Genomic DNA, 26,722 nt, shown 5'->3' on the forward strand with positions numbered 1-26,722 from the left:
CAGGAGAGACCACACCCGTGGCAGTCAAGATCAAGCTCAAGCGGCTCGGCATGATCCGCAACCCGCAGTACCGCATCGTCGTCGCCGACAGCCGCACCAAGCGTGACGGCCGTGCGATCGAGGAGATCGGGCTCTACCACCCGAAGGAGCACCCCTCGCGCATCGAGGTCGACTCCGAGCGGGCGCAGTACTGGCTGGGCGTCGGCGCGCAGCCGACCGACCCGGTCATGAAGCTGTTCAAGCTGACCGGTGACTGGCAGAAGTTCAAGGGCGAGGCCGCCCCTGCTCCGCTGCTCGTCGCCGAGCCGCCGGCCGACCGTCACGCCGCCTACGAGGCCGCCGCCAAGGAGGCCCTGTCGAGCGACACCGGCGCCGCCACCACGCCGCGGAAGAAGAAGGCCGAGCCCAAGGCCGAGACCGCCACCGAGGCGCCCGCCGAGCCCACCTCGGAAACCGAGGCCTGACATGCTCGAGGAGGCCCTCGAGCACCTGGTTAAGGGCATCGTCGAGCATCCCGACGAGGTCCGCGTTCGCGCGCGGAAGATCCGCACCGGGCGAGTCCTGGAAGTGCGGGTCCATCCCGAAGACCTCGGCAAGGTCATCGGCCGCGGGGGCCGCACGGCCAAGGCGTTGCGCACCGTCGTCAACGCCCTGTCCGACGGCAAGTACGTGCGGGTCGACCTGGTCGACCTGACCGAGGCCCGTTCCTGACCCTGCCGAAAGCAACAGCCCGTCATCCCGGGAGACCGTCGTCGGTCTCCCGGGATCGTCGTTTCTGGAGACTCCTTATGCAGCTCGTCGTCGGCCGGATCGGCCGCCCCCACGGCGTCCGCGGCGAAGTGACCGTCGAGGTCCGCACCGACGAGCCGGGGGAGCGGTTCGCGCCCGGCACGCGGCTGACCACCGACCCCGCCTCCCGGGGGCCGCTCACGGTCGAGCAGGCCCGCTGGCACAAGGGCATCCTGCTGCTGACCCTGGAGGGGGTCCACGGCCGCGAGGGCGCCGAGGCGCTGCGCGACACGATGCTCGTGATCGACTCCGCCGAAATCCCTCCCTCCGACGACCCCGACGAGTTCCACGACCACCAGCTCATCGGGCTGGCCGTGGTCTCCGCCGAGGGCGAGCCGCTGGGCGAGGTGTCCGACGTGCTGCACCACGGGCAGGACCTGCTGGTGGTGAAGCGCCCCGGCCGCGACGACGCCTACGTGCCGTTCGTGAAGGCGCTGGTCCCCGAGGTCGACGTGGCGGCCGGGCGGCTGGTCGTCACGGCGCCCCCCGGCCTCTTCGACCTCGACGCCTGACATGCGCATCGACGTCATCTCGATCTTCCCCGAGTACTTCGCGCCCCTCGACGTCTCCCTGATGGGCAAGGCGCGCGCCAGGGGCATCCTCGACGTGCGCCTCCACCAGTTGCGGGAGTGGGCCCACGACGTGCACAAGACCGTCGACGACACCCCCTACGGGGGCGGGCCGGGCATGGTCATGAAGCCGGAGATCTGGGGCGCCGCCATCGACGACGTCGTCGGCTCCGGCGAGGGCCTGCCGCGGATGGTCGTGCCGACCCCGAGCGGGCGGCCGTTCACCCAGGCCGTGGCGCTGGAGTACGCCGCCGAGCCGTGGCTGCTGTTCGCGCCGGCCCGCTACGAGGGCATCGACAGCCGGGTCATGATCGAATACGGCTCCCGCCTGCGGCTCGACGAGGTCTCGATCGGCGACTACGTGCTGGCGGGGGGCGAGGCGGCCGTGCTGGTCATGGTGGAGGCCGTCGCCCGGCTGCTGCCCGGGGTCCTGGGGAACGCCGTCTCGGCCGTCGACGACTCGTTCGCGCCCGGGGACATGGAGAACCTGCTCGAAGGGCCGGTGTTCACCAAGCCGCCGGTCTGGCGCGACCACGCGGTGCCCGAGATCCTGCTCTCCGGCCACCACGGGAAGATCGCGCGCTGGCGCCGGGACGAGGCGCTGCGCCGCACCCTCCAGAAGCGGCCCGAGCTGATCGAGCGGGGCGAGCTGTCGGCCGCCGACCTCAGGGCGCTTGAGGCGTTTCGCGCCGACGGCGATCCTGTGGCAGACTGAAGCGCTGAATGCCTGCCGTTCGCAGGCTTGTCGTGCCCGCGTCCTTCTCGACGCCCCGCCTCGCAGGGGACGGACGGACCTCCGGGTGCTCTCTCAACTGATGAGGAACCTCAGTCATGCACACGCAGATCCAGGCGCTCGAGAAGGCCGCCCTTCGCAGCGACATCCCGGCGTTCCGCCCGGGTGACACGCTCGAAGTCCACGTCCGCGTCATCGAGGGCAACCGCTCTCGTGTCCAGGTCTTCAAGGGCTTCGTGCTGCGCCGTCAGAACGGCGGTCTCCGTGAGACGTTCACCGTCCGCAAGATCAGCTACGGCGTCGGCGTCGAGCGTACCTTCCCCGTGCACAGCCCGGTGATCGAGAAGATCACGCTGGTGACCCGTGGCGACGTCCGCCGCGCCAAGCTCTACTACATGCGTGACCTGCGCGGCAAGGCCGCCCGCATCCGCGAGCGCCGCGACGCCCTGCCCGCGAAGTAAAGCGGCATATCACTGCAAGCCCGTGCCTGACCGGCACGGGCTTTCGCAGTTTTGGGGACGGGAAGCCGAGTCGGCGACGTCGCGTACTGTGACCATGATTTAGGCTCGTCTAGGCGCGCGCCGGCGCGCCCGCATCTCTTGACTTCCCAGACCAGGACGGGGTGGACGTGGTCGCCGAAGACACCCATCAGAACGCGCAGCCGGGCAAGGACAAGAAAGGCTCGTTCTGGCGTGAACTGCCTGTCCTGATCGTGGTGGCGCTGGTGCTGGCCCTGCTCATCAAGTCGTTCGTGGTCCAGGCGTTCTACATCCCGTCGGAGTCGATGGAGAACACCCTCCTCAAGAACGACCGGGTCCTGGTCAACAAGCTCGTCTACCGGGTCCGCGACATCGAGCGCGGCGACATCGTCGTCTTCTCCGGCGTCGACTCCTGGGCCGGTGAGGCCGAGTTCGCGCCGCCCGCCAACCCGGTCGCCGGGTTCTTCCGCTGGGTCGGCACCGCGTTCGGCGTCGTCCCCGGCGAGAAGGACTACATCAAGCGGGTCATCGGCGTCCCCGGCGACAAGGTCAAGTGCTGCGACGCCAAGGGCCGGATCACCGTCAATGGGGTGCCCCTCGACGAGGAGAGCTACCTCTACCCGGGCGACGTGCCGTCGCTGGGCAACTTCGAGATCGACGTCGCCCCCGGCCGCCTGTGGGTCATGGGCGACCACCGCTCCGTCTCGCTCGACTCGCGCGCCCACGGCGGCGACCCGGGCGGCGGCGCCATCCCGATCGACCAGGTCATCGGGCGCGCGTTCGTGAAGGTGTGGCCGTTCGACCGGGCGGGGATCCTGCCGATCCCCGAGACGTTCGGCCAGAAGGGCCTCACCGCCGCCGCGGCGGCCGAGAGCGCCGTGCCGCTGCTGCTGGGCTTCGCGGGGGCCTTCCCGCTTATGGCCCTTAGGCGCCGCATACGCGTCAAGCGGTAGTCTTTCCGCCCGTGGCCGTCGCTGAAGAAGAGACCAACTCCTCCGGCACACCGGAGGATTCCGGCAAGCCGGAGAAAAAAAAGAAGAAGTCCGCCCTCCGGGAGACGATCACCTTCACGATCGGCGGCGTGATCGTCGCCCTCCTGGTCCACTTCTTCGTCATGCGGTCGTTCTGGATCCCGTCGGAGTCGATGGAGAACACCCTGCTGGTCAACGACCGCGTGGTCGTCCTCCAGTTCGGCTCCATCGACCGCGGCGACATCGTGGTCTTCAAGGGCTGGGACGGCGAGGACACGATCAAGCGGGTGATCGGCAAGGGCGGCGACACGGTCAAGTGCTGCGACGCCCAGCGTCACATCACGGTCAACGGCACCCCGATCGACGAAGAGGGCAAGTACCTCTACCCCGGCGACTACCCCGGCCGCACCTTCGAGGTGAAGGTGCCCGAGGGGCGCCTGTGGCTGATGGGAGACCACCGTTCCAACTCGATGGACTCCCGGGCCTACATGGAGGACGAGTACAAGGGCACGATCTCCGAAGACGACGTCATCGGTTTCGCCTTCGCCCGTTATTGGCCCCTTGACCGGCTCAGTCTCATATCGCGACCAGAGACCTTCTCCAACGTCCGGTGATGGGGCGTACGCTGCTTCTGTCATGACAGTTGCCTATCGTCCGCGCCCGAGCGTGGTCCGACGTGACTCAGGCCTCTACGGCTATGAGCGCGCCCTGATCCGCCGGGGCTTCCAGCCCGTCGCCGGCGTCGACGAAGCGGGCCGCGGCGCCTGCGCCGGCCCGCTGGTGGTCGCCGCGGTGGTTCTCGGACGCGAGATCGACGGCATCAACGACTCCAAACTGCTGACCGAGGCCCGCCGCGAGGAATACCACGCCAAGATCATGGCGACCGCGAAGGCCGTCAGCGTCGTCGTCATCCCGCCCACCGAGATCGACCAGCGCGGCCTCCACAAGTGCAACGTGGCGGGAATGCGCCGCGCGGTTGCCGGGTTGGGTCTCACACCCGGATACATCCTGACCGACGGATTCCCGGTCCCCGGCCTCCCGGCGCCGTCACTGGCCGTCTGGAAGGGTGACCAGGTGGCCGCCTGCATAGCGGCCGCGTCGATCGTCGCGAAGGTGACCCGGGACCGCATGATGACAACCCTGCACGAATCATTCCCCCAATACGGCTTCGCCGGGCACAAGGGTTACGTGACCAGAGACCACCGAGCGGCCCTCGCTCACCACGGGCCATCCCAGCACCATCGGTTCTCGTTCGTGACAGTGGCTCGGACGATGCCGGGTATGAGGATGCGGGAGAATGAACCAGGGGCCGAAACGGGGTTGGGAACAGGAGGGCCGGAATGAGCGCGGAGGATCTCGAGAAGTACGAGACCGAGATGGAGCTGCAGCTCTACCGCGAGTACCGCGATGTGGTCGGTCTGTTCACGTACGTCGTCGAAACCGAACGTCGGTTCTACCTGACGAACTCGGTCGACATGGAGGTGCGCACCGCGGAGAACGGCGAGGTGTTCTTCGACGTGAAGATGCAGGACGCATGGGTGTGGGACATGTATCGACCGGCGCGATTCGTGAAGAACGTGCGAGTGGTGACGTTCAAGGACGTGAACGTCGAAGAACTCGCCAAGCCTGACCTGGAGATGCCCAAGGAGGGCTTCTCCAGCTGAGCGTCTCCTTGAGGGGCCGGGTCCTGTTCAGGGCCCGGCCCTTCTGGTTTTCCCCAGGCTTTGCCGTTGTCCACAGGGCCCCCGCTCGGGCGTTCCCGCCTCCGCCCGCTCTGCGAGCGTGGCCCGCATGGGAGCGAAGGACGAGCTGGGGCGGGCCGGTGAAGATCTGGCGGCGCGTTACCTGATCCGCCACGGGATGGAGATCCTCTGCCGGAACTGGCGGTGCCGCGAGGGGGAGATCGACATCGTGGCGCGCGACGGGGGCGTGCTGGTGGTGGTCGAGGTGCGCACACGGTCTTCCGATGCCCGTGGGTCGGCCTTCGCGTCGGTGACCGAGGCGAAGCTGGCCCGGCTGCGACGGCTGGGGGCCCGGTGGAGGGCGGGGCAGGGCGAGCGGTTCGCGGCGGTGCGGGTCGACGTGGTGGCGCTCGACGGGTTCGCGGGGACCTTCTCGATCCGCCACGAGAAGGGCATCTGCTGATGGGAGCCCTGAGTAGATCCGTGATCGCGGGCTCGACGTCACCTCCACGTGCGGCGTCTCGCGGGTCAGCGGTCCTGCGCCTTCGTCCGGACCGCACTGGCCCTTCGGCGAGGGCCTGCCCTTCTGCTGTCGCTGATGCCTTCTGCTGTCGCTGATGCCTTGTGCTGTCGCGGATGAATGTGCGCTCCGGCATGCGCCGGATTGATCGTGAGGGGTGTTCCGTGCCTGTTGCACGTACGCGGTGTGCCGCGCTGGTCGGGGTGTCCGGGCACACCGTCGAGGTCGAGGCCGATGTCGGCAAAGGACTGGTGGGGACTCACTTCATCGGGTTGCTCGACACGGCGATCAGCGAGGCGAGAGACCGGGTCCGGTCGGCGTTGCTGAACAGCAGGTTCGACTGGCCCGACGCCCGGGTGACGGTCTCGCTCTTCCCCGCCTCGCTGCCCAAGAAGGGATCGTCCTTCGATCTGGCGATCGCGATGGCCGTTCTGGGCGCGGCGGGGCTCGTTCCGCCCGCGCGGATCGCCGAGCCGTTCTTCCTCGGCGAATTAGGGCTCGACGGGCGGGTGCGACCCGTCCGCGGTGTCCTTCCGGCCGCGCTCGCGGCCCTCGCCGCCGGGGCGCGGACCATGGTCGTCCCGGTCGCCAACGCCGCCGAGGCGGCGCTCGTGCCGGGCCTCGCGGTGCTGCCCGTCTCGTCGCTGGGCGAACTGGTGGAGCTGCTGCGGGAGGGCGAGGTGAGCGCGCGGGCGCCCTACCTCGACCCGATGGAGTTCGCCGTCCCCGCCGAGGAGAAGACCGTCGACCTGGCCGACGTCGCGGGTCAGGCACAGGGCCGGTGCGCGCTGGAGATCTGCGCGGCCGGGGGTCACAACCTCTGGCTCCTCGGACCGCCCGGGACCGGCAAGACGATGCTGGCCGAGCGGCTGACCACGATCATCCCGCCGCTCGACCGGGAACAGGCCCTGGAGGTCACCGCGATCCACTCGATCGCCGGCACCCTCCCGGCCGGGCGGCCCCTGCTGGCCCGTCCACCGTTCGTGGCGCCCCACCACACCGCCTCGGCCGCGGCGGTGATCGGCGGCGGGACGGGACAGATCCGTCCGGGAGCCGTCTCGCTGGCCCACCGCGGCATCCTCTTCCTCGACGAGGCTCCCGAGTTCCCGCCGAGGGTCCTCGACTCGCTCCGTCAGCCGGTCGAATCGGGCCAGGTCACGGTGTCGCGGGCGAACGGCTCGGTGACGTTCCCGGCCAGGTTCATGCTGGTCCTGGCGGCCAACCCGTGCCCGTGCGGGCTGAGCGGCGAGGCCGGGCGGTTCTGCACCTGCACTCCGGCCGTCCGCCGCCGCTACCTGGCCCGGCTGTCCGGGCCGCTGCTCGACCGGGTCGACGTGAAGGTACGCCTCTCGCCGCCGACCCGGGCCGAGCTCCTCGCCGACCGCGCCCTGGCCGAATCGAGCGCCACCGTCGCCGAACGGGTGACGGAGGCACGCGAGAGAGCGGCCGAACGCCTCGCCGGCACCCCCTGGCGGCTCAACGCCGAGGTCCCGTCGTCGCTGCTGCACGGCGGCTGGCGCCTCGGCCACCGGGACCTGGCCCCGCTGAACCGCGCCGTCGACCTGGGCACGCTCAGCGCCCGCGGGGTCGACCGCGTCCTACGGCTGGCCTGGACGATCGCCGACATCAGCCGGCGCGCCCGTCCGGCGGCCGACGAGATATCGCTGGCACTGACGATGTGGATGGGAGAGGAACTGTGACCGGTGACCGGGCCGCGAGGGCGGCCTTGACCCGGATCGCCGAGACCGGCGACGAGACCATGGGCCGCGCGATCGGCACCCACGGCGCGGAGGCCGTCCTGGCCGGGATCCGTGACGGGACCCTGGCGGGCGTCGACGATCGGAAGGCGACCGCCTGGCGGACGCGGGCCCTCGCGGCGAGCGACCCCGACGACGACCTCGCCCGCCACCGTTTCGTCATTCCCGGCGACCCCGACTGGCCGAGTCAACTCGACGACCTGCGGGACGCCCGGCCGATCGGCCTGTGGCTCTCCGGCGCGGGCGACCTCCGCCAGGCGGGCGCGCGATCGATCGCCGTGGTCGGCGCCCGCGCGGCCACCCCCTACGGGGTGAACGTCGCCTCCGAGCTGGCCTGCCGCCTGTCCGACCGGGGCTATGCGGTGATCTCCGGAGGCGCGTACGGCATCGACGCCGCCGCCCACCGGGGCTGCCTGGCCGGGCCGTCCCCGACGGTCGCGATCCTGGCGTGCGGCGTCGACGTGCCCTACCCGGCCGCCCACCAGGACCTGTTCGCCGCGATCCGGGAGGAGGGCCTGGTCATCAGCGAATCCCCGCCCGGGGTGACCCCCACGCGGTTACGCTTCCTCGTCCGCAACCGGGTCATCGCCGCCCTGTCGCGGGGGACCGTCGTCATCCAGGCGGCGCCCCGCTCGGGGGCGTTGAACACCGCCCACCACGCGTTCCAGTTGAACCGTCAGCTGATGGCCGTACCGGGGCCGGTGACCAGCGAGGTCTCGGCGGGCTGCAACAACCTGATCCGGCTGGGGAAGGCGGTGTGCGTGACGTCGGCCGACGAGATCCTGGAACAGGTCGGCCAGGCCGGCGACGACATCGCACCCGTCCCGCGTGGCCAGATGACCTCCCGTGACCTGCTCAGCCTGGAGTCCAAGCGCGTCCTCGACGCGCTGCCGAACCGGGGGGCGATGGGCCCGGCCGAACTGGCGCTCAAGGCGGGGCTCCCGCTGCCGGTGGCGCTGAGCTGCCTGGGCAACCTGGAGGCCGGCGGCTATCTGATGCGTGAGGGGAGCGGCTGGCGGCTGAGTGCGAAAGGAAGGGGAAGATAAGCGGATATGTCGGGAGATCTAGAGGACGCGGTACGGGCCTTCGAACGCCACCTCCGGGTCGAACGCGGCCTGGCGGCCAACACCGTGCGGGCGTACATGGGCGACCTGTCATCCCTGACGGAACACCTCCTCGACGTGGGCGTCGACCGGGTCGAGCTGATCGGCGTGGGGGTGCTGCGCGAATGGCTGGGGGAGCAGCACGACACCGGCAAGTCCCGGGCGACCCTGGCCCGGCGAACGGCCTGCATCCGCGGCTTCACATCGTTCTGCCACCGGGCGGGGTGGCTGACCACCGATCCAGGTCTGCTCCTCGGTACGGCCCGCACCAAGCGAACCCTCCCCAAGGTGCTCGACCAGGCCGAGGCCGTGCGCATGCTGGACCTCGGAAGACAGGGCGGGGGGACCGCTCCCGGCAAAGACGCGCCGCTGAGGGATCACCAGCCGAGCAGAACAAGTGATCGGCCGAGCCAGGACTCCGATGCGCCCGCCCTGCGGTATCCAGGCGCGGAGCCTTACGACCTTCGGTCAGGTGGGCCCGCTTCCTCCGATCCCCAACGGGAGACCAGTGTTCCTCGGTTCGAGCGGTCCGGTTCCCTCGATCCCCAATGGGGAGCCGGTGAGCCTCCGTTCGAAAGGTCCGCTTCCTCCGATCCCCAACGGGAGACCAGTGTTCCTCGGTTCGAGCGGTCCGGTTCCCTCGATCCCCAATGGGGAGCCGGTGAGCCTCCGTTCGAAAGGTCCGCTTCCTCCGATTCTCGATATGAGGCAGCTGGGCTCCATGATCCTCGGCCAAAGCTGGGGGCCGATGAGCTGGTTTCTGGGTTCGAGGGCGATGCCTCCGGTGCTGTGGAGCTCGGCCGGCGCTCGGTGTCAGGTGCTCCGGGTGGTGACGGCCCGCGTTCTGAGCGGAGATCGACCACATCCGATGCCACGGATGCCCGTCCCGCGTCGGCCTCCCAGCCCTCCGCTCGAAGTACTGAGGGCGCGGCCCATGACGAGCCGCACGTGGTGGCGAGAGAGCTCCGTGATCAGGCGTTGCTGGAGGTTCTCTACGCCACGGGTATCCGGGTCAGTGAGCTCTGCGGGCTCGACCTCGACGACGTCGACCGGGAGCGGCGGACCATCAGGGTGCTGGGGAAAGGTGGCCGCGAGCGGGTCGTGCCGCTGGGGCTGCCGGCGCTGGATGCACTAGATGCCTGGTGTGTTCGCGGGAGGCCCGTCCTCGTCGGCGTGCGTTCCGGGCCGGCGTTGTTCCTCGGGGTGAAAGGCGGGCGGATCGACCAGAGCGCGGTGCGGCGGGTCGTTCACGCCCGGCTGGGCGAAGCCGGGGTCCCCGACATGGGGCCACATGGTCTCCGCCATACGGCGGCCACTCATCTGCTGGAGGGCGGGGCCGATCTCCGGAGTGTCCAGGAGCTACTTGGACATGCGTCGCTCGGTACCACCCAGCTGTACACGCACGTCTCGATCGAACGCCTCCGGGCCGCCTACGAGCAGGCCCACCCTCGGGCTTGATCAGCGGGAGACGTCTGCTCCCGGAGCTGAGTCGACCGGCAGCTTGATCGTTGGGCCCTAGGGTGCCAAGCCTGTTCGCATGCTGCCACCGGGCTCTGTGGAAATTGATCGACGCAGCCATTCGGGGAACACACCCTCTTGCCCGAAGCCCCCACACCCGTGAGTCCAAGCGAAGGGGACCCGAAGCCCGCGCACCCGCGAGTTCAAGCGAAGGGGACCCGAAGCGCGCGCACCCGCGAGTCCAAGCGAAGGTGACCCGAAGCGCGCACACGGGCGAGTCCAAGCGAGGGTGCCCCGCCTCCGTCAGTGGGTGCGCCATGCTGAGGATGGTCTTCGAGAAGCTGGGACAAAGCTACACCGCGTGTCCGATGAACCGCTGCTCCCACAACCTCTCGGCTAAAGGTCGACAGGCGAAGCCGCATCTGAATCAGAGGGCTGGTAGCCGGCCAGGGATCACGGCTCGGGATGATCGTGCCCAATGGGCCGGGCAGGTCCGGGTGGGTCGTCAAGCGCCCATTCCCCAAGCGGCCTCGGAAGCAGTCGCACCTGGCCCAGCCCCAGCAGATGGAGCGGATCCAGGTAGAGGTCGCCGCTGAGCAGCCCCCAGTGCAGGCAGGTCCGGGGACAGTGCCCGTCCGGCCCGCTCACCGTTCCGAGCACCTCGCCGACCCGCACCCGCTGCCCCTCGGTCACCGTCGGCGCGACCGGCAGGTAGGTCGTCCGCAGCCCGTTGGCATGGGAAACCGTCACCACCCCGCGCCCCGCCACCCTCCGGGCCACCGTGACCACGCCGTCCCCGGCCGCCAGCACCTCCTGTCCCGTATCAGCAGGCAGGTCGACCCCACGGTGCCCGGACAACCACCGTTCTGGCGGCGGAGTGAAGGGGCGGACAGGCCGGGGTTCGCCGGCCAAGGGCCACCCCCACTGAGCGGCGATCACGAGCAGGACCGAAGCTGGAAACAACATGACGACCAGCCTGACCACCTCGACACACCCCGCACCCTTTCAACAACTGTCTGTGGATAACCCTCGGAGCTATGTCCGGTTATGAGAGTTCAGCCTGTGGAGAAGGTTGTGGATAACTTGAGGATCCCGTGACCGGCCACGTCATCCAGGAGCTGCAGAGGCTCGCGGGCGTCGATCTGGGCCGTGTCCAGGTCACCGGCCAGGAGCCGGTCATGCCCTCGCCCTTCCGGATCGGCACCGCCGCCGCGTCCAGCGTGGGCGTGGCCACCGCCGCGATGGCGGCGCTCACCGGTCGCCACGGCCAGGCGTCGGTCGACATGCGCCACGCCGCCGTCGCCTTCCGCAGTGAGCGCCACTTCCGCGTCGGGGCCGAGCCCATCGAGCTGTGGGCGCCGATCAGCGGCGACTACCCGGCCGCCGACGGCCGCGTCAGGATCCACGCCAACTTCGTCCACCACCGCGACGCCGCGCTGGCGGCGCTCGGGCTTCCCCCGGACGCCACGCGGGAGGAGGTGGGGGAGGTGTGCGGAGGGCGTACCGGACTGGAGATCGAGAACGCGGTCGTCGCGGCGGGTGGATGCGCGGCCGCGATGCGGAGCCGGGCCGGATGGGCCGGCCACCCGCACGGCCGGGCGGTGGCGGCCCGGCCGGTTCTCACGCTCGACCGGCTCCCGGGGCCGCCGCCGCGCGAGGGCGGGCTGCGGGTGGTGGACCTCACGCGGGTCATCGCGGGGCCGGTCGCGAGCCGGTTCCTGGCCTCGCACGGCGCTGAGGTCATGCACGTCTGCGGGCCCGGGCTCCCGGAGGTTCCGGGGCTGGTGCTGGAGACCGCCGCCGGGAAGAGGTCGTGCCTGATCGATCTTCCCGCCGAGGGCGACCTGCTCAGGGAGCTCATCCGGGAGGCCGACGTCGTCATCCGGGGGTACCGGCCGGGTGCGCTCGACGGGCTCGGGTTCGGGCTGGGCGATCTCGTCGGGCTGCGGCCGGGTGTCGTGGTGGTCGACGTCTCCGCCTACGGTCCGGGGCCCTGGCACGGGAGGCGGGGGTTCGACAGCCTCGTCCAGATGGCGACCGGGATCGCCGCCGAATCGGGGCCGCTGCCCTGCCAGGCGCTCGACCACGCCACCGGCTACCTGGCCGCCTTCGCGGCGGCCTCGGCGCTCCTCCGCAGGCGGCGGGAGGGCGGTTCCTGGCACGCCGTGCTGTCCCTCGCCGCCACCGCTCACTGGCTCGACGGCCTGGGCAGGACGACGCCCGGCGGCGAGCCCGGCGTCGGCGACCTCCTGGAGACCCGCGACGGATACACCTTCGTCCGTCCCGCCGGACTCATCGCCGGGCGCCCGCCTACATGGTCGGCCCCACCCCGGCCCGGTGAGCATCCGGCCGCATGGTGATCGCGCGACGGTCACGCGCCTGCCCGACCAGCGGCGACAGCCACAGCCACGGGATGGTCAGCAGCGCCCCAGCGAAACACGCCCACATCGCCGGGCGCAGCCCCAGCAGTTCCCCGGCGACGCCGCCCAGCAGCCCGCCGATCCCCAGCGCGCCCTGCGTGAGGAAGTTGATCGACGCGTTGACCCTGCCGATCAGCGGCGGCGGGGTCTCCCGCAGCGTCTCGGCCCCGGCGCACACGCTGTAGCAGACCACGGCCACCCCCACCACGGCCTCCGCCAGCCCGATCAGCAGCACGCACCACCACACCGGTCCGCTGACGGCGGCCATCGCCAGGAATCCGACCGGGAAGAACAGCACCGAGGCCAGCAGCACCCGGGGCGCCCCGTGCCGCCGGGTGACGGCGGGTGCGAGGAAGGCCCCGACCAGCCCGCCGGCCCCGAATCCCATCATCGAGATGCCCACGAGGCCGCCCGGCAGGCCGAGCACGTGCACCGCGTAGAGGACGTAGACAGCCAGTTGGGCGGCGGCGAACAGGTTGACCGTCATGCCGCACAGCGTCAGCGCCCGCAGCGCGGGGTGGCGGGCCAGCGCCGACATGCCCTCCGCGATCTCCTGGCGGAGCGCCCGCCGGGGCGGGATCGGCCGCTCCGGCTCCACGGCGCGGATGGAGCGCAGGCAGAGGGCGGACGCCACGAACGTCACCGCGTTGACCAGCATCGCCAGCGGGGCCGACAGCACGCTGACCAGCACCCCGGCCAGCCCGGGGCCGCCGAGCTGGGCGATGGAGAAGACCGACTGCATGCCCGCGATGGCCTCGGTCCGCTGCGACTCGCCGACCACGCTGGTCAGGTGGGGGATGGTGAAGTTGCGGAAGGTCACGGTGCAGGTGCCCACCACCAGGGCCACCGCGATCAGCCAGTGGACGGTCAGCAGGCCGAGCAGCCAGGCGGCGGGGACCGTCAGGACGGCCGTGCCGGACACGAGTTCGCAGGCCACCAGTACCGGGCGACGCCGCCGCACCCGGTCGGCCCAGGCGCCGATGGGCAGCGCGACGAACAGGAACGGGAGGGAAGCGGCGGCCGTCAGCACGCCCATCTCCATGGGCGAGGCGGCGAGGAGGGTGACGGCGGTGAGCGGGACGGCGAGGCGGGACACCTCGCTCCCGGCTTCGGTGACGGCCCGTGCGGACCAGAGGAGGCGGTAGTCGCGCTGCCGGCGGAGGGGGATCATATTTATGAAAGTACTCTTTCAGAGATATGAAGGCAATGCTTCATATCTCGGCACCGCCTACCGTAGGACCCCATGAAGACTCGGATGGTCACCGACGACGTCGGGCTGCTGCGGGCCATGGCCCATCCGGCGCGGCTGGCGATCCTCGGGCGGCTCCAGGAGGAGGGCCCCGCGACGGCCACCGAGTGCGCCGAGATCGCCGGGCTGTCCCCGAGCGCGTGCAGCTACCACCTGCGCACCCTCGCCAAGCACGGCCTCATCGAAGAGGCCCCCGCGCGCGGCGACGGCCGCGAGCGCGTCTGGCGGGCGCTCCAGAAGGGGTGGGGCATGAAAGACCCCGAAAGCGGCGAACTCACCCCCGAACTCCTCGCCGCCCAGAGCGCGGTGATCCAGACCGTCCTCGACGAGGCGGCCCGGAGGCTGTCGGAGTACCTGGCCCAGTCGTCCCGGGAGTCGGCCGACTGGCGCGACGCGACCCGCCTGTCCCACATGGTCCTGTACATGGACCCCGACGAGGTCCGCTCCCTCGTCGAGCGCATCGACGAACTCGTCGCCCCCTACCGCATCGTCGACCGCGACCCCGAAACGGCCCCCAACGGCGCCCGCGTCACCGAGTTCCAGCTCCGCTTCTTCCCCCGCGCCCCCAACCGCTGAAAACCTTCTTCCGTTACGGCTCCGCCCACCCCGGCCCCGACCGCCGCCCCGCCCCGCGCCGCACCCGGCGCCGACCGGCCGCTCCACCGCGCGCCGTGACGGCGGCGTGCCCCGGGCAGGTCAAGTCCTCCACCGGTTCCGGGTAGACTGTCCGGTGGTCTCCTTGGGTGAGGCCGAATTCGCACGCCCATTCACGGAACGTTCTCTCGGTCCGCCGTTCAGGCGGCTGGAACGGTTCGGGGCGTCAGGGCGCGGGCCGCCGGCCCGTGCGTATAACCGAGATCGTGGAGGACCATTTCATGGCCACCCCCGTCGTCACCATGCGACAGCTGCTGGAGAGCGGCGTTCACTTCGGACACCAGACTCGCCGGTGGAACCCGAAGATGAAGCGCTTCATCTTCACCGAGCGCAACGGCATCTACATCATCGACCTCCAGAAGTCGCTGGCCTTCATCGACCGGGCCTATGACTTCGTCAAGGAGACCGTCGCCCACGGCGGCACGATCATGTTCATCGGCACCAAGAAGCAGGCGCAGGAGTCGATCGCCGAGCAGGCGGCGCGCGTGGGCATGCCCTACGTCAACCAGCGCTGGCTCGGCGGCATGCTGACCAACTTCTCGACCGTCCACAAGCGCCTCCAGCGCCTGAAGGAGCTCGAGGAGCTCGACTTCGAGAACGTCGCGGCCTCCGGCCTCACGAAGAAGGAGCTGCTGCTCCGCCGTCGTGAGAAGGAGAAGCTGGAGCGCACCCTCGGCGGCATCCGGGACATGGCCCGCGTCCCGAGCGCGGTCTGGGTCGTGGACACCAAGAAGGAGCACATCGGGATCTCCGAGGCCAAGAAGCTCGGCATCCCGGTCGTCGCGATCCTCGACACCAACTGCGACCCCGACGAGGTCGACTACCCGATCCCGGGCAACGACGACGCCATCCGCGCCGTCAGCCTGCTGACCCGGGTGATCGCCGACGCCGTCGCCGACGGTCTCATGACCCGCGCCGGCGCCTCGCGCGGTGGCGACGACAAGCCGGCCGGTGTGGCTGTCGCCGAGCCGCTGGCCGAGTGGGAGCGCGAGCTGCTCGAGGGCACCCCCGCCGCCGAGGCCCCCGCTGAGGCTCCGGCCGAGGCCGCCGCCGAAGAGGCCCCCGCCGCCGAGGCGCCCGCCGACGAGACGCCGGAGGCCCCGGCCGCCGGTGACGAGCCGAAGGCGTAGTTCTCCCCCAAAGCTCTTTCCGGGTGGGCGTGTCGCGATTTGACACGTCCACCCGCTCCACGACGAAACCCATGAGGAAATGACAATGGCTTCCGTGAACATGGCCGATGTCAAGCGGCTTCGCGAGCTGACGGCCGCCGGCATGATGGACTGCAAGAAGGCCCTGGAGGAGTCCGAGGGCGACTTCGACCGCGCGGTCGAGCTGCTGCGCCTCAAGGGCGCCAAGGACGTCGGCAAGCGCGAGGCCCGCACCGCCTCCAACGGCCTGGTCGCCCTCAAGCAGAACGGCGACTCCGCCGCCGCGCTGCTCGAGCTCAACTGCGAGACCGACTTCGTCGCCAAGGGCGAGCGCTTCCAGGAGGTGGCGGCCCAGGTCGTCGCGTTCATCTTGGAGACCAAGCCCGCCGACGTGGCCGAGCTGCTCGAGTCCAAGCTCGACGGCAAGACCGTCAAGGAGCTGCTCGACGAGACCAACGCGGCGCTCGGCGAGAAGATCGAGATCCGCCGGTTCTCCGTGCTCGAGGGTGGCTTCATCGGCGCCTACATGCACAAGACCGACCCGCAGCTGCCCCCGGCCGTGGGCGTCCTGGTCCAGCTCGACTCGGCCAACGCCGAGGTCGCCAAGGACATCGCGCAGCACGCCGCCGCCATGGCGCCGAAGTACCTCGACGCCGACGCCGTCCCGGCCGAGGTCATCGAGAAGGAGCGCGCGCTCTTCGAGGAGATGACCCGCGAGGAGGGCAAGCCCGAGGCCGCCATCGCGAAGATCGTCGAAGGCCGCGTCAACGGCTGGTACAAGGACTTCACGCTGCTCCAGCAGGCGTTCGTGAAGGACAACAAGAAGTCGATCAAGAAGTACGCCGACGAGGCCGGGGTCAAGGTCCTGGCCTTCACCCGCTACAAGGTCGGCCAGGCATAGTCTGGGGCTGTTGTCTGAGGTCGTCCCGCATTCGAGCGGGGCGACCTGTTCAGCCCGAAATCCACTGAGGAGGCCGCCGCCGTGCAGGAGAACACCGAACCCGCCCCGGCGGCTTCGTCATATGACGGGCCGCTGCGCTGGAAGCGGGTCATGCTGAAGCTTTCCGGCGAGGCGTTCGCCGGCGGGGATTCCCTCGGCATCGACCCGGTCGTCGTCGCCAAGATCGCCGACTCGATCGCGGAGGCGGTCCGCGATGGGGTCCAGGTCTCGGTGGTCGTCGGCGGCGGCAACATGTTCCGGGGCGCCGCGCTGTCCGAGCGCGGCATGGACCGGGCCCGCGCCGACTACATGGGCATGCTGGGCACGGTCATCAACTGTCTCGCGCTGCAGGACTTCCTGGAGAAGCGTGGCGTGGAGACGCGCGTGCAGACCGCCATCACGATGCAGCAGGTCGCCGAGCCGTTCCTGCCCCGCCGGGCGATCCGGCACCTGGAGAAGGGCCGCGTGGTCATCTTCGGGGCCGGGCTGGGCTCGCCCTTCTTCTCCACCGACACCTGCGCCGCCCAGCGCGCGCTGGAGATCGGCGCGGAGGCCCTGCTCAAGGGCACCCAGGTCGACGGCGTCTACGACGCCGACCCCAGGAAGAACCCCGACGCGGTCCGGTTCGACCGGCTCGAATACGGCGAGGTCCTCACGCGTGACCTCGCGGTGATGGACGCCACGGCCATCAGCCTGTGCAAGGACAACGGCCTGCCCATCGTGGTCTTCGAGCTGATGGGCGAAGGCAACATCCTCCGGGCGGTCCGCGGAGAGAAGATCGGCACGCTGGTGAGTCCGGCAGGGAAATAGGGAGCCAACTGTGATCGAGGAAACCCTCTTCGAGGCCGAAGAGAAGATGGAGAAGGCGGTGACCGTCGCGAAGGAGGACTTCGCCGCCATCCGCACCGGCCGGGTCACCCCCGCGATGTTCAACAAGATCAACGTTGACTACTACGGTTCGCTCACCCCCATCCAGCAGCTCGCCTCCTTCCACGTGCCCGAGGCACGCATGGTCCTGATCCAGCCCTATGACAAGGGCTCGATGAGCGGGATCGAGAAGGCGATCCGCGACAGCGACCTGGGGGTCAACCCCGGCAACGACGGCAACGTCATCCGCGTGGTCTTCCCCGAGCTCTCGGGTGAGCGCCGCAAGGAGTACATCAAGATCGCTCGCACCAAGGCCGAGAACAGCCGCGTGTCGATCCGGAACATCCGGCGCCACGCCAAGGAAGTCCTCGACAAGCTGGTCAAGGACGGCGAGTCGGGCGAAGACGAGGTCCACCGCGCCGTCAAGGAGCTCGACGACCTCACCCAGAAGCACGTCGCCAAGATCGACGAGCTGCTCAAGCACAAGGAAGCCGAGCTGCTCGAGGTCTGACGACCACAACGCACCACCGCGATCCTTGCCCCGGCAGGGGCAGGGATCGCGCGCATGTAGGGAGTAGGACATCTTGGACGGAACGGTGTCACCCCCGGCGGGCGGGAGCCGTACCGGCCGGAACCTGCCGGCGGCGATCATCTCGGCGGTCGGGCTGGCGATAGTGATCATCGGATCGCTGTACCTGTACAAGCCCGCGTTCATCGTGGTCGTCATCGCCGCCGTCGGCGTCGGGATCCACGAGCTGGTCAAGGGGCTGGGCACCCGCGACATCCGGGTGCCGCTGATCCCCGTGCTGGCCGGACTGGCCGCGATGATCTCCGGGGCCTACTACTTCGGCACCGGCGTCTTCCTCGGCATTTTCGCGATCACCATCATGGGCGTGCTGGGCTGGCGGCTGTTCCAGGGGTCCGACGGGTTCGTCCGCGACGCGACCGCGTCGGTCTTCCTGGTGGTCTACCCGGCGCTGTTCGCCGGGTTCGTCGGCCTGCTGCTCGCGCCGCCCGACGGCGCCCACCGGGCCCTCATCTTCGTCGCCGTGACGGCCTCCTCCGACATCGGCGGGTACGCCGCCGGGGTGCTCTTCGGCCGCCACCCCATGTCGATCATCAGCCCGAAGAAGACGTGGGAGGGCTTCGCCGGCTCGGCCGTCGCCTGCGTCGCGGTCGGCGCGTGGCTGGTGACCTGGCTGCTCAGGGGCGAGATCTGGCAGGGCGCGCTGCTCGGGGCCGTGGTGGTCGTCTGCGCCACGATCGGCGACCTCATCGAGTCGGTGATCAAGCGCGACCTCGGCATCAAGGACATGGGGTCGGTGCTGCCCGGCCACGGCGGCATGATGGACCGCATCGACTCGCTGCTGTTCACGCTGGTGCCCTGCTGGCTGCTGCTGGCGGCGTTCGTCCGCTAGAGGCGGTGGAGGGTGTCCAGCCGGGCGGCGACGGCGTCGTGCCCGTGGGTGGCGGCCTCTCTCAGCTCGGCGTCGGTGACCGGGACCAACCAGAGCCAGCGGACCACGTCGCCGCCCACCTGAAAGCCCGATAAGTCGGGCATGCCGGGGGGTGCGGACAGCATCATGACGCCTTCGTAGCCGCCGGAGATGGGGAACGTCCCGGGCTGGTGGTACCAGCGGGCCGTGTGGCCGTCGCCGAGCCAGGTGACCGAACGCCACGGATATTGGCCCAGCCACAGGAACAGGCGGGCCGCCGACCGGGGATCGCCCCTGGTGGCGACGGCGAGTTCGACCCGGGTGGGGGTGTCGTAGAGCTCGGCCGAGGGCATGCGCTGGCAGCTCATCCCGATGGTGGACAGCACGGTGAAGGCGCGGCCGTACCAGGGGCCGCGTTCGGTGACCCAGACGGCGGGGAGCCGGCCGCCCCCGGCGTCCCAGAATCGGCCCGGCGGGCCCAGCCTGCCGTCGAGGTGACCCATCACGAACTGCTGGAACGACGCCCACGACGCCTCACCGGCCCGCCACTGCCAGTAGGCCTCGGCCTTGGCGACCCGGGGGCTGAGGCCCTCCAGCGCCTCCGACAGCGCCCACGCGAACGGCCACTCGCCGACGGCCTCGCGGGCGTAGCCGGGCATGCCGCGCTCCAGGTCGGCCCAGCCGGGGATCACCGCCAGCAGGCCCTCGTCGTCGTAGAGGGCCACCCCGTCGCCCTCCTCGAACCAGAGCACCCGCAGCCTGGCCGGGTCGAGGTGGGCGGTGCCGAGAGGGCGGCGGGTCCCGGCCCTGGGCATGACCGGGGGGCGTCCGTTGTTGAGACGGGCGAGGTCGAGTGACATCGGGGCGGTGACGTGGTTGCCCAGCCAGACCGCTCCGCGGACGGATCCGGCCGGGTCGCGCAGGTAAGCTACCGAGGACACCTGATCGCGCTCGACGGTAAGAGTGCGGCTCCCGTAGGGATTGGTGCTGGTGAGCACGACGGTGGTGCTGTCCACGCCTCACCTCCCAGATCAGGACTCTAAGCCCGGTGCCGCCCGGCCGTAAGTGCAGTCGTCGTTTTGAGAGGTTGGTTATGTCCGAGGCCGCCCCCAAGGCCGGTCAGCTGACGTTCGTCGCCCCGCGACGGGCGAAGCCGCAGCGCCACCTGGCCGATCTGACCATGGCCGAACGCCGCGCGGCCGTCGCGGAACTCGGCGAGAAGCCGTTCCGGGCCGACCAGCTCTCGCGCCACTACTTCAGCAAGCTGACCGGGTCGCCCGAGGAGATGACCGACCTTCCGGCGGCCTCCCGCGAGACGCTCGGCCAGCTGCTCCCGTCGCTGCTGACCTCGGTCCGCGAGATCACCTGCGACGACGGCATGACCCGCAAGACCCTCTGGAAGCTGTTCGACGGCTCCCTGGTCGAGTCGGTCATGATGCGCTATCCCGACCGGGTCACGATGTGCGTCTCCTCGCAGGCCGGCTGCGGCATGAACTGCCCGTTCTGCGCCACCGGCCAGGCCGGGCTGACCCGCAACATGTCGACCGCCGAGATCGTCGAGCAGGTCGTGGCCGGTCAGCGGGCCCTGGCCAAGGGCGACCTGCCGGGCGGGCCCGGCCGGGTCAGCAACATCGTGTTCATGGGCATGGGCGAGCCGATGGCCAACTACAAGGCCGTGATCGGCGCGGTCCACCGCATGGTCGACCCGTCGCCCGAGGGCCTGGGCATCTCGGCGCGCGGGGTGACCGTCTCCACGGTCGGTCTCGTCCCGGCGATCGAGAAGCTGTCCAACGAGGGGCTGCCGGTGACGCTGGCCGTCTCGCTCCACGCCCCCGACGACGAGCTGCGCGACACGCTCGTGCCGATCAACACGCGCTGGAAGGTGGCCGAGGTCCTCGGCGCGGCGTGGGACTACGCCGCCAAGACCAAGCGCCGGGTCTCGATCGAATACGCCCTCATCAAGGACATCAACGACCAGGAGTGGCGGGCCGACCTGCTCGGCAAGCTGCTCAAGGGCAAGCTGGTCCACGTCAACCTGATCCCGCTCAACCCGACCCCGGGCTCGAAGTGGACCGCCTCCCGGCCGGAGGACGAGCGGGCCTTCGTCCGCCGCCTGGAGTCCCACGGCGTCGCGGTGACGGTCCGCGACACGCGTGGCCGCGAGATCGACGGGGCCTGCGGCCAGCTCGCGGCGGCTAACCCCTGACCCTTCTCACCGCCGCATAGCCGGCCAGCCCGGCCGCGCTCCACGCCAGCGCCGACGCCACGATGACCGCCAGCCGTTGCGGAAGGTCGTCGTGGTGGGCGGCGTTCATCCAGTCGAGAACGGGCACCGACGCCCACGGGCTCGCCGAGCTGAGCAGCAGGATCGCCATGTATCCGCCGACCAGCACGGCCGCCGACGCGGCGGGGGAGGCCAGCACCGGGCGGCTCGTCAGCGCGCCCAGCGCCGTCCCGGCGAGCACGGCCAGCAGGTGCAGGCCCGCGCCGTAGCCGAGATCGGCCCCCGACGGGGTCTCGGCGAAGCCGACGAACAGCGGGAACACGACCGCCGTCAGCGCCAGCAGCGACGTCAGGCCCAGCGCGGCCAGCAGCCCGGCGGTGAGCTCGCGGCGGCGGCCGACGGCGGTGATCGCGATGAGCCGCTGCTCGTCGGGCTCGTTGTCGAGCAGCCCCCGGGCGGCCCAGGCGAAGACCAGCATCAGGATGCCCGCCGAGTCGGCGTAGCTGGGCAGCTCTCCGCCGGCGGGGACGCCCGTGGCGTACAGGATCGACAGGACGGCGAGCAGCCCGAGCAGGGGCTGGAAGATCCGATGCGACCGTACATAACCGGAGAGCCGGAACGCGACCAGGGGGATCATGACACCTCGTGGCCTTCCGCCCGCAGCCGGGCGGCCAGCGCGGCGGCCCTCGACTGCGGCAGTTTGATCGTCAGGGTGGTCAGCGGGTCGTCGTCGACCGGCAGCGCGACCTGGGTGATCTTCCCGTCGCGCACTTCGTGGCGGGTCACGCCCGGCACCGCCCGCAGGTCGCCCTGGTGGTCGCTGGCGACGACGATGCCGCCCCGCGCGGCGACCTCGGCGACGATCACCGACAGCTCGGCGCGGGCCTGCGCGTCGAGCCCGGCGAAGGGCTCGTCGAGGATGAGCAGCCCGGGATCCCCGGCGAGGGCCTGGGCGAGGCCGACCTTGTGGGCGCTGCCCTTCGACAGGTCGGAGAGCCTCTGGCCGAGCAGGTGGTCCATGCCGAGCCGGGCGGTCAGCTCCTCCGGCACGGGCGCGCGCCGGACCGCCCCCATGTGCCGCAGGTAGGCCGCCACGGTGAACGGCTGCGCGGAGGGGAACCGCTCGGGGGCGTAGCCGACGACCGGCGGACGGCCGGTGATCCCGCCTCTGACCGGCCGCAGCAGACCCGCGAGCAGCCGCAGGAGAGTCGACTTGCCGGTGCCGTTGGGCCCGGTGATTTCGGCCACCGACCCGGGGGACAGGTCGAGGGAGGCGTCGTCGAGCACCCACGGTTCGCCCCGCCTGTAACGGAAGTACACCTTCGTCGCGAGCACCTACCGATTTTAGGTTGATTGTGGCTCTTGCCGGATTCATCTCGATAATGAACGGCATGCTTCGCACACGAATCCCCGGCGCGGCGCTGCTCGCGGTCGCCGCGTTACTCGCCCCCTCAGCCCCGGCCTGGGCCGACGCCCACTCCCCGGGCTCCTCCGGGGTGGGCGACCCCTACTTCCCGCACGCCGGGAACGGTGGGTACGACGTCCAGCACTACGACCTGAAGCTGCGCTACACCCCCAAGTCCGGTGAGATCGACTCCACCGCCACGATCACCGCGAAGGCCACCAAGGGCCTGTCGCGCTTCAACCTCGACCTGTCGGGCCTGACCGTCCGGTCGGTCACGGTCGACGGCCGCAAGGCCAAGTGGTCCCGCAAGGGCCAGGAGCTGACCGTCACGCCGAAGAAGGGCATCGCCGACGAGGCCACCTTCAAGGTCGTCGTCGACTACGACGGCAGGCCGAAGCCGGCCGGCGACTCCGAGCTCGGCGTCACCGGCTTCATCCACACCAAGGACGGGGCCGTCGTCGTCTCCCAGCCCGACGGCGCCCGCACCTGGTTCCCCGCCAACGACACCCCGCGTGACAAGGCCACCTTCTCCTACGAGATCAGCGCTCCCGCCGGCCTGACCGTGCTGGCCAACGGCGAGCCGCAGAACTCCGGCATCGTCCGGGTGAAGAAGGGCTACGTCGTCTCCCGCTGGAAGATGGCCCAGCCCATGGCCCCCTACCTGGCCATGATCGCCATCGGCAAGTACAAGGTCACGGAGAGCACGACGGGCGGCCTGCTCAACATCACCGCCTACGACCCGGCGCTGGCCAAGACGGCGAAGTACCTGCACAAGGAGACCGCCGAGGCGACCAAGTGGGGAGTGGAGCACTTCGGCCCCTACCCGTTCGGCTCGACCGGCGGCATCGCCGACAAGCTCGGCGTCAACTTCGCCCTGGAGACCCAGGGCCGTCCCGTCTACGACGGCGACGCCAGCGACGACCTGCTGATCGTCCACGAGATCGCGCACCAGTGGTTCGGCGACAGCGTCGGCGTGAAGTCGTGGAACGACATCTGGCTGAACGAAGGCCTGGCCAGCTACGCCGAGTGGCTCTACGAGGAGACCCACAACGGCCCGACGGCCGCGAAGACCTTCGCCACGCACTACAAGAACACGGGCAAGTTCTGGGACGTCAAGACCGGCGACCCCGGCAAGAAGAACATGTTCGACTGGGAGGCGATCTACCTGCGCGGCGCGATGACCGTCCACGCCCTGCGCGTCGAGATCGGCGACGAGACGTTCTTCGAGCTGCTCAAGGAGTGGCCGGCCCGCTACAAGCACGCCACCGCGACCACCAAGGACTTCATCGCGCTGGCCGAGGAGCTCAGCGGCGAGGACCTCGGCCCGCTCTTCAAGAAGTGGCTGTACGTGGCCAAGAAGCCCGCCCTCTAGAACCGCGGAGGGCGGGCTTCCCGGTGGAACCCGCCCTCACCCGGTCAGCTTGCCGACCTGCTCGATCAGCGTCAGCACCGAGAAGAATCCGAAGAACGCGAAGGTCAGCAGCACCGCGACCATGCGGTAGCCGCGGATCCTGATGGGCTGCGGCAGCATCTTGCGGTTCAGCACCGCCAGCAGCGCCGAGTAGAGGAACATCATGATCCCGCCGACGCTGGCGGAGATCACCAGCAGCGTGATCGGCTGGTCGAACCCGATCGTCAGCATCGCGATCCCGAAGACCACGATGAACCAGACGACGAGCGAGTAGACGCGGCTCTCCGTCCACCGCGACGACTCCGGCAGGTAGACGGTCTTGACGATGTCGGCCACCATCCGCCCGACGTAGTCGCAGATCCCCATCGCGGCGGCGAACAGCGACAGCGCGCCGATGGCCCAGAAGAACGTCCCGAACCAGCTCAGCCGCTGGTTCAGCACCTCACCCTCGGCCTGGAGGAAGGTGATGTCGTTGGTGTTGCCGGTGCCGAACACGGTCGAGTAGGCCAGCATCGACATCAGGAAGATCGTGAAAATGGTGATCGCGACGAACGAGATGAGCTGCTCGATGTTCGCGACCTTCCACCACCGCCGCCACCGCGACAGGTTCTCCTCGGTCGGCTCGAACGTGTAACCGGTCGCCGGCGCGGCCTGGTCCTCCCCGGTCACGGGCGAGACCAGCCGGGGGATCCGGGCCCCCATGCCCATGTTCTTGTCCCGGATCCAGTTGCTCTGCACGAGGTTCTGACCGCCGCCCGCCCCCGCGAACGCCAGCGCGCCGAGCACCAGAGCCGTGCCGAGCTGGCTGGGGATCGTCCCGATGCTCGTGACCGCCTCTCCCAGCCCCTTGTACGCCTCTCCCGTGATCGCCACGAACAGGGCGACGACCAGGAAGACGAGCACCGCCGCGACCTTGACGAACTGGGTCGCCTCGACAGTGCGATAGACGACGGGCGAGAGCGTGAGCGCCACCCCGATGATCACCAGCTCGATGACCGCGATGACCGTGACGTTCCCCTGCCCGATGGCCTAGGTGAACACGGTGGCCGACGAGGTCGCCCAGCCCGGCCAGATGTTGGCCAGCAGCGCCATGAGGGCGAACACGATCCCCCAGTGGCGACCCAGCCGCGAGAACCCGGTGAGCGCGGTCTCGCCGGTGGCCAGCGTGTACCGCTCGATCTCCATGTTCAGGAAGAACTGCGCCACGACCCCGACGACGGCCGCCCACAAGAACACCAGCCCGACGTTGGCGGAGATGTAGGGCCAGATGACGAACTCACCCGACGCGAGCCCGACCCCGGCGGCGATCACCCCCGGCCCGAGGACGCGGCGGAGCGGCTGGGGCTCGGGCAACTGGGCGACCTTGAACGCGGGCATGCTGCTCATAGCTCGCGTGGCTACCCGAACCGGGCACTTTTAGCCCGGCAGTTCCGATGATCATGAGATTCCGCCACTTCTCCTACGACACCATCGTCGGCGAGGAGCCCATGGACTACACGATCATCATCGCGACGGCCACCGCACTGGCCGGGTTGTGGCTGCGCGTCCACTTACAACGAATACGCCTACGGGAGGAATCCCGCCGCGACCACATCCGCCATCTGCCACCGGGCAGCCGGGTCCTGGACCTGGGCAGCCGGGGAGTGGTCATCGACGTGGGAAGGCCGCCGAATGAATGAGGATCGGCTGACCAAGGCCGACCCGCCCTCTCCAATGATTGACCGCGCTGGCGTCGAGGCGCGCGCGGCCTTCCTGGACCTGGTTCAGGACGAACGGTCTCGACTGATCCAGTTCCTGCTCCGTTGCGGCTGCTCGATGGAGGACGCCAACGACGCGGCTCAGGATGCACTCATCGAGGCGTGGCGGCGAGTAGAGGACTGGCACAAGATCAGAGAACCGAAAGCGTGGTTGCGCAAGGTCGCGTTACGAGCAGCCGGCAGGCCACCGGGGCTGCGCCGGATTCAGTTGAACCCACTTCTGGTCGCCGAGTTGCCAGAAGTCGCCTCTCCACTTGACGCTCCCTGCGATCTCGCGACCGCGACGATCGACGTGCTCAACGCGCTCAGGGCACTTCCTCGTCGGCACCGCTTTGTGATGGCCTGCCACATGGATGGCTTGTCGACATCCCATATCGCCGATCTTTTGGAGATCACGCCGCGCCAGGTCACGAATCTGATCAGCCAGGCCCGAGAGAATTTGCGCCGGACGCTCTCGGAGGGGGTGCGATGAACGACGAACAGTTGGACGCCCTCCTCGTGGCGGCGGAGGCGGATCTCCTCGCCTACCTGCGCGAACCGGAGGATCTTGGCGCTTTCTACGACGCGCTGCTCAGATGCCAACCCAGGCCGGCCCCGGGAGAGTTGCTGATGCGCATCGATCTCCAGGAGCTCATCTGGGCCGCATCGGAAAGCTTCGGCGAGGGCATTGCGGCCTGCCTGACGACCACGTGGGTCACATGCTTCGAGGGGGTGGATCGCCGCATCCGCTTGTTCATGGCGACCCATGATCTGGGATGGGAGGAAGGGTACGGTCACAACTCGTCCATGCGGTTGAACCTTCACGTCGCTCTGTCACATCTCCTCATCCTGACCCGGGCCGCCCAGGGAAGCGCGCCGTTCTCCCGCCGCCTGTTCGCCGAAGAACAGCTGGATCACGTGATGGGCCGCCTTCAAGCGGTTCAGGCTGAAGCGGCGCGCTATCGGTTGAGCGTGACCGGAAGAGATCTGTCCGAGCTGGCCATCAGCGCGCGTCACATTGATGCGCTTCTCGGCGTCGAGTGGGATGACGCCACCATCTGGCCCAGCGAGGTCGCCGACCTCATTCGCGCCGACTCGATTGAGATCGCGCCCGGTCGCTATCAGATCCAGGCCGGATACACCCGGGACCACGTGCCCGTGTGACCTCAGG

Annotated in this window: 29 protein-coding genes and 3 pseudogenes; 26 read left to right on the plus strand and 6 right to left on the minus strand. The window is 69.7% G+C overall.

The genetic code is table 11. From position 1 onward, the window contains the following. Window positions 1–17: 17 nt before the first annotated feature. The 14 genes and pseudogenes from rpsP to AW270_RS41360 form a co-directional block, all read left to right on the plus strand. The gene (rpsP, locus tag AW270_RS21755) at window positions 18–464 is read left to right on the plus strand and encodes a 30S ribosomal protein S16 (protein ID WP_061296961.1); all 447 of its coding nucleotides are present in this window, start codon (window positions 18–20) and stop codon (window positions 462–464) included. 1 nt (window position 465) lies between these two features. Continuing rightward, a complete protein-coding gene (locus tag AW270_RS21760; protein ID WP_061296962.1) occupies window positions 466–711 on the plus strand; it encodes an RNA-binding protein in 246 nt (81 codons plus the stop codon). A gap of 77 nt (window positions 712–788) precedes the next feature. After that, complete coding sequence (gene rimM / locus AW270_RS21765; RefSeq protein WP_061296963.1) at window positions 789–1,301, plus strand: ribosome maturation factor RimM; 513 nt, start codon at window positions 789–791, stop codon at window positions 1,299–1,301. Between the two features lies 1 nt (window position 1,302). Beyond that, window positions 1,303–2,073, plus strand: a complete 771-nt coding sequence (gene trmD / locus AW270_RS21770; protein ID WP_061296964.1) for a tRNA (guanosine(37)-N1)-methyltransferase TrmD — start codon at window positions 1,303–1,305, stop codon at window positions 2,071–2,073. 116 nt (window positions 2,074–2,189) lie between these two features. Then, a complete protein-coding gene (rplS, locus tag AW270_RS21775; RefSeq protein ID WP_061296965.1) occupies window positions 2,190–2,552 on the plus strand; it encodes a 50S ribosomal protein L19 in 363 nt (120 codons plus the stop codon). Between the two features lie 161 nt (window positions 2,553–2,713). Continuing rightward, entirely contained in the window at window positions 2,714–3,523 is an 810-nt protein-coding gene (gene lepB / locus AW270_RS21780) for a signal peptidase I (protein ID WP_061296966.1), read from the plus strand. 11 nt (window positions 3,524–3,534) lie between these two features. Next, entirely contained in the window at window positions 3,535–4,155 is a 621-nt protein-coding gene (gene lepB, locus AW270_RS21785) for a signal peptidase I (protein ID WP_061296967.1), read from the plus strand. A 22-nt stretch (window positions 4,156–4,177) separates the two neighbouring features. Continuing rightward, window positions 4,178–4,885 carry a ribonuclease HII gene (locus AW270_RS21790; protein ID WP_061296968.1) on the plus strand — a complete coding sequence of 236 codons (708 nt, stop codon included), beginning with the start codon at window positions 4,178–4,180 and terminating at the stop codon, window positions 4,883–4,885. Continuing rightward, window positions 4,882–5,205: a DUF2469 domain-containing protein gene (locus AW270_RS21795; protein WP_030455669.1), complete on the plus strand. Its 324-nt coding sequence runs from the start codon at window positions 4,882–4,884 to the stop codon at window positions 5,203–5,205. The genes AW270_RS21790 and AW270_RS21795 overlap by 4 nt, the downstream gene beginning before the upstream one ends. A 127-nt stretch (window positions 5,206–5,332) precedes the next feature. Beyond that, a complete protein-coding gene (locus AW270_RS21800) occupies window positions 5,333–5,686 on the plus strand; it encodes a YraN family protein (protein ID WP_061296969.1) in 354 nt (117 codons plus the stop codon). A 221-nt stretch (window positions 5,687–5,907) separates the two neighbouring features. After that, a complete protein-coding gene (locus AW270_RS21805; RefSeq protein WP_061296970.1) occupies window positions 5,908–7,443 on the plus strand; it encodes a YifB family Mg chelatase-like AAA ATPase in 1,536 nt (511 codons plus the stop codon). Further along, the gene (gene dprA, locus AW270_RS21810) at window positions 7,440–8,546 is read left to right on the plus strand and encodes a DNA-processing protein DprA (protein WP_061296971.1); all 1,107 of its coding nucleotides are present in this window, start codon (window positions 7,440–7,442) and stop codon (window positions 8,544–8,546) included. Before AW270_RS21805 ends, dprA begins: the two co-directional genes overlap by 4 nt. A 6-nt stretch (window positions 8,547–8,552) precedes the next feature. Beyond that, window positions 8,553–8,813 (plus strand): annotated as a pseudogene (locus AW270_RS41835) (site-specific integrase); the annotation flags it as partial. Window positions 8,814–9,473: 660 nt separating this feature from the next. Beyond that, window positions 9,474–10,061, plus strand: a pseudogene (locus AW270_RS41360) (tyrosine-type recombinase/integrase); the annotation flags it as partial. A gap of 453 nt (window positions 10,062–10,514) precedes the next feature. On the opposite strand, the gene AW270_RS21820 reads toward AW270_RS41360, so the two are convergent. Beyond that, entirely contained in the window at window positions 10,515–10,919 is a 405-nt protein-coding gene (locus tag AW270_RS21820; protein ID WP_218009303.1) for a M23 family metallopeptidase, read from the minus strand. Between the two features lie 236 nt (window positions 10,920–11,155). On the opposite strand from AW270_RS21820, the gene AW270_RS21825 reads away from it, so the two are divergent. Continuing rightward, complete coding sequence (locus AW270_RS21825; RefSeq protein WP_061296972.1) at window positions 11,156–12,421, plus strand: CoA transferase; 1,266 nt, start codon at window positions 11,156–11,158, stop codon at window positions 12,419–12,421. Here the strand turns inward: AW270_RS21825 and AW270_RS21830 are convergent. Beyond that, complete coding sequence (locus AW270_RS21830; RefSeq protein ID WP_063819291.1) at window positions 12,372–13,652, minus strand: MFS transporter; 1,281 nt, start codon at window positions 13,650–13,652, stop codon at window positions 12,372–12,374. The two genes, AW270_RS21825 and AW270_RS21830, sit on opposite strands and share 50 nt — an antisense overlap. Window positions 13,653–13,724: 72 nt before the next feature. Here AW270_RS21830 and AW270_RS21835 point away from each other — a divergent pair, with 72 nt between their 5' ends. The 6 genes from AW270_RS21835 (at window position 13,725) to AW270_RS21860 (ending at window position 18,757) form a co-directional block, all read left to right on the plus strand. Continuing rightward, complete coding sequence (locus AW270_RS21835) at window positions 13,725–14,306, plus strand: helix-turn-helix domain-containing protein (RefSeq protein WP_063819292.1); 582 nt, start codon at window positions 13,725–13,727, stop codon at window positions 14,304–14,306. A gap of 299 nt (window positions 14,307–14,605) precedes the next feature. Continuing rightward, window positions 14,606–15,514, plus strand: coding sequence for a 30S ribosomal protein S2 (rpsB, locus tag AW270_RS21840; RefSeq protein WP_061297030.1), 909 nt, complete (start codon window positions 14,606–14,608; stop codon window positions 15,512–15,514). A gap of 85 nt (window positions 15,515–15,599) precedes the next feature. Further along, a complete protein-coding gene (tsf, locus tag AW270_RS21845; protein ID WP_061296974.1) occupies window positions 15,600–16,433 on the plus strand; it encodes a translation elongation factor Ts in 834 nt (277 codons plus the stop codon). 81 nt (window positions 16,434–16,514) lie between these two features. Further along, complete coding sequence (gene pyrH, locus AW270_RS21850; protein WP_030455680.1) at window positions 16,515–17,282, plus strand: UMP kinase; 768 nt, start codon at window positions 16,515–16,517, stop codon at window positions 17,280–17,282. 10 nt (window positions 17,283–17,292) lie between these two features. Continuing rightward, window positions 17,293–17,850, plus strand: a complete 558-nt coding sequence (frr, locus tag AW270_RS21855; RefSeq protein WP_061296975.1) for a ribosome recycling factor — start codon at window positions 17,293–17,295, stop codon at window positions 17,848–17,850. Window positions 17,851–17,923: 73 nt separating this feature from the next. After that, window positions 17,924–18,757, plus strand: a complete 834-nt coding sequence (locus AW270_RS21860; protein WP_061296976.1) for a phosphatidate cytidylyltransferase — start codon at window positions 17,924–17,926, stop codon at window positions 18,755–18,757. Here the strand turns inward: AW270_RS21860 and AW270_RS21865 are convergent. Next, window positions 18,754–19,791: a suppressor of fused domain protein gene (locus AW270_RS21865; RefSeq protein WP_061296977.1), complete on the minus strand. Its 1,038-nt coding sequence runs from the start codon at window positions 19,789–19,791 to the stop codon at window positions 18,754–18,756. The genes AW270_RS21860 and AW270_RS21865 overlap by 4 nt on opposite strands. A gap of 77 nt (window positions 19,792–19,868) precedes the next feature. Here AW270_RS21865 and rlmN point away from each other — a divergent pair, with 77 nt between their 5' ends. Further along, window positions 19,869–20,981, plus strand: a complete 1,113-nt coding sequence (gene rlmN, locus AW270_RS21870; RefSeq protein ID WP_061296978.1) for a dual-specificity RNA methyltransferase RlmN — start codon at window positions 19,869–19,871, stop codon at window positions 20,979–20,981. On the opposite strand, the gene AW270_RS21875 is transcribed toward rlmN, so the two are convergent. Both AW270_RS21875 and AW270_RS21880 read right to left on the minus strand, forming a co-directional pair. After that, window positions 20,971–21,636, minus strand: coding sequence for a hypothetical protein (locus AW270_RS21875; protein ID WP_061296979.1), 666 nt, complete (start codon window positions 21,634–21,636; stop codon window positions 20,971–20,973). The two genes, rlmN and AW270_RS21875, sit on opposite strands and share 11 nt — an antisense overlap. Next, window positions 21,633–22,334 (minus strand): ABC transporter ATP-binding protein, encoded by a 702-nt coding sequence (locus tag AW270_RS21880; protein WP_061296980.1) that lies wholly within the window; start codon window positions 22,332–22,334, stop codon window positions 21,633–21,635. Before AW270_RS21880 ends, AW270_RS21875 begins: the two co-directional genes overlap by 4 nt. Before the next feature lie 56 nt (window positions 22,335–22,390). Here AW270_RS21880 and AW270_RS21885 point away from each other — a divergent pair, with 56 nt between their 5' ends. Continuing rightward, a complete protein-coding gene (locus tag AW270_RS21885) occupies window positions 22,391–23,776 on the plus strand; it encodes a M1 family metallopeptidase (RefSeq protein ID WP_063819293.1) in 1,386 nt (461 codons plus the stop codon). A 36-nt stretch (window positions 23,777–23,812) separates the two neighbouring features. On the opposite strand, the pseudogene AW270_RS21890 reads toward AW270_RS21885, so the two are convergent. Further along, window positions 23,813–25,201 (minus strand): annotated as a pseudogene (locus tag AW270_RS21890) (Nramp family divalent metal transporter). Between the two features lie 47 nt (window positions 25,202–25,248). On the opposite strand from AW270_RS21890, the gene AW270_RS21895 reads away from it, so the two are divergent. Genes AW270_RS21895 through AW270_RS21905 form a run of 3 tightly spaced genes read left to right on the plus strand, consistent with a single transcriptional unit; the run spans window position 25,249 to window position 26,715 of the window. Beyond that, on the plus strand, window positions 25,249–25,494 hold the full coding sequence (locus AW270_RS21895; protein WP_061296981.1) for a hypothetical protein: 246 nt from the start codon (window positions 25,249–25,251) through the stop codon (window positions 25,492–25,494). Continuing rightward, entirely contained in the window at window positions 25,487–26,044 is a 558-nt protein-coding gene (locus tag AW270_RS21900) for an RNA polymerase sigma factor (RefSeq protein WP_082801735.1), read from the plus strand. Before AW270_RS21895 ends, AW270_RS21900 begins: the two co-directional genes overlap by 8 nt. Beyond that, window positions 26,041–26,715 carry a hypothetical protein gene (locus AW270_RS21905; protein ID WP_061296983.1) on the plus strand — a complete coding sequence of 225 codons (675 nt, stop codon included), beginning with the start codon at window positions 26,041–26,043 and terminating at the stop codon, window positions 26,713–26,715. Before AW270_RS21900 ends, AW270_RS21905 begins: the two co-directional genes overlap by 4 nt. The last annotated feature ends 7 nt before the right edge of the window (window positions 26,716–26,722 follow it).

The organism is Herbidospora cretacea (assembly GCF_001570605.1).
Lineage (GTDB): Bacteria > Actinomycetota > Actinomycetes > Streptosporangiales > Streptosporangiaceae > Herbidospora > Herbidospora cretacea.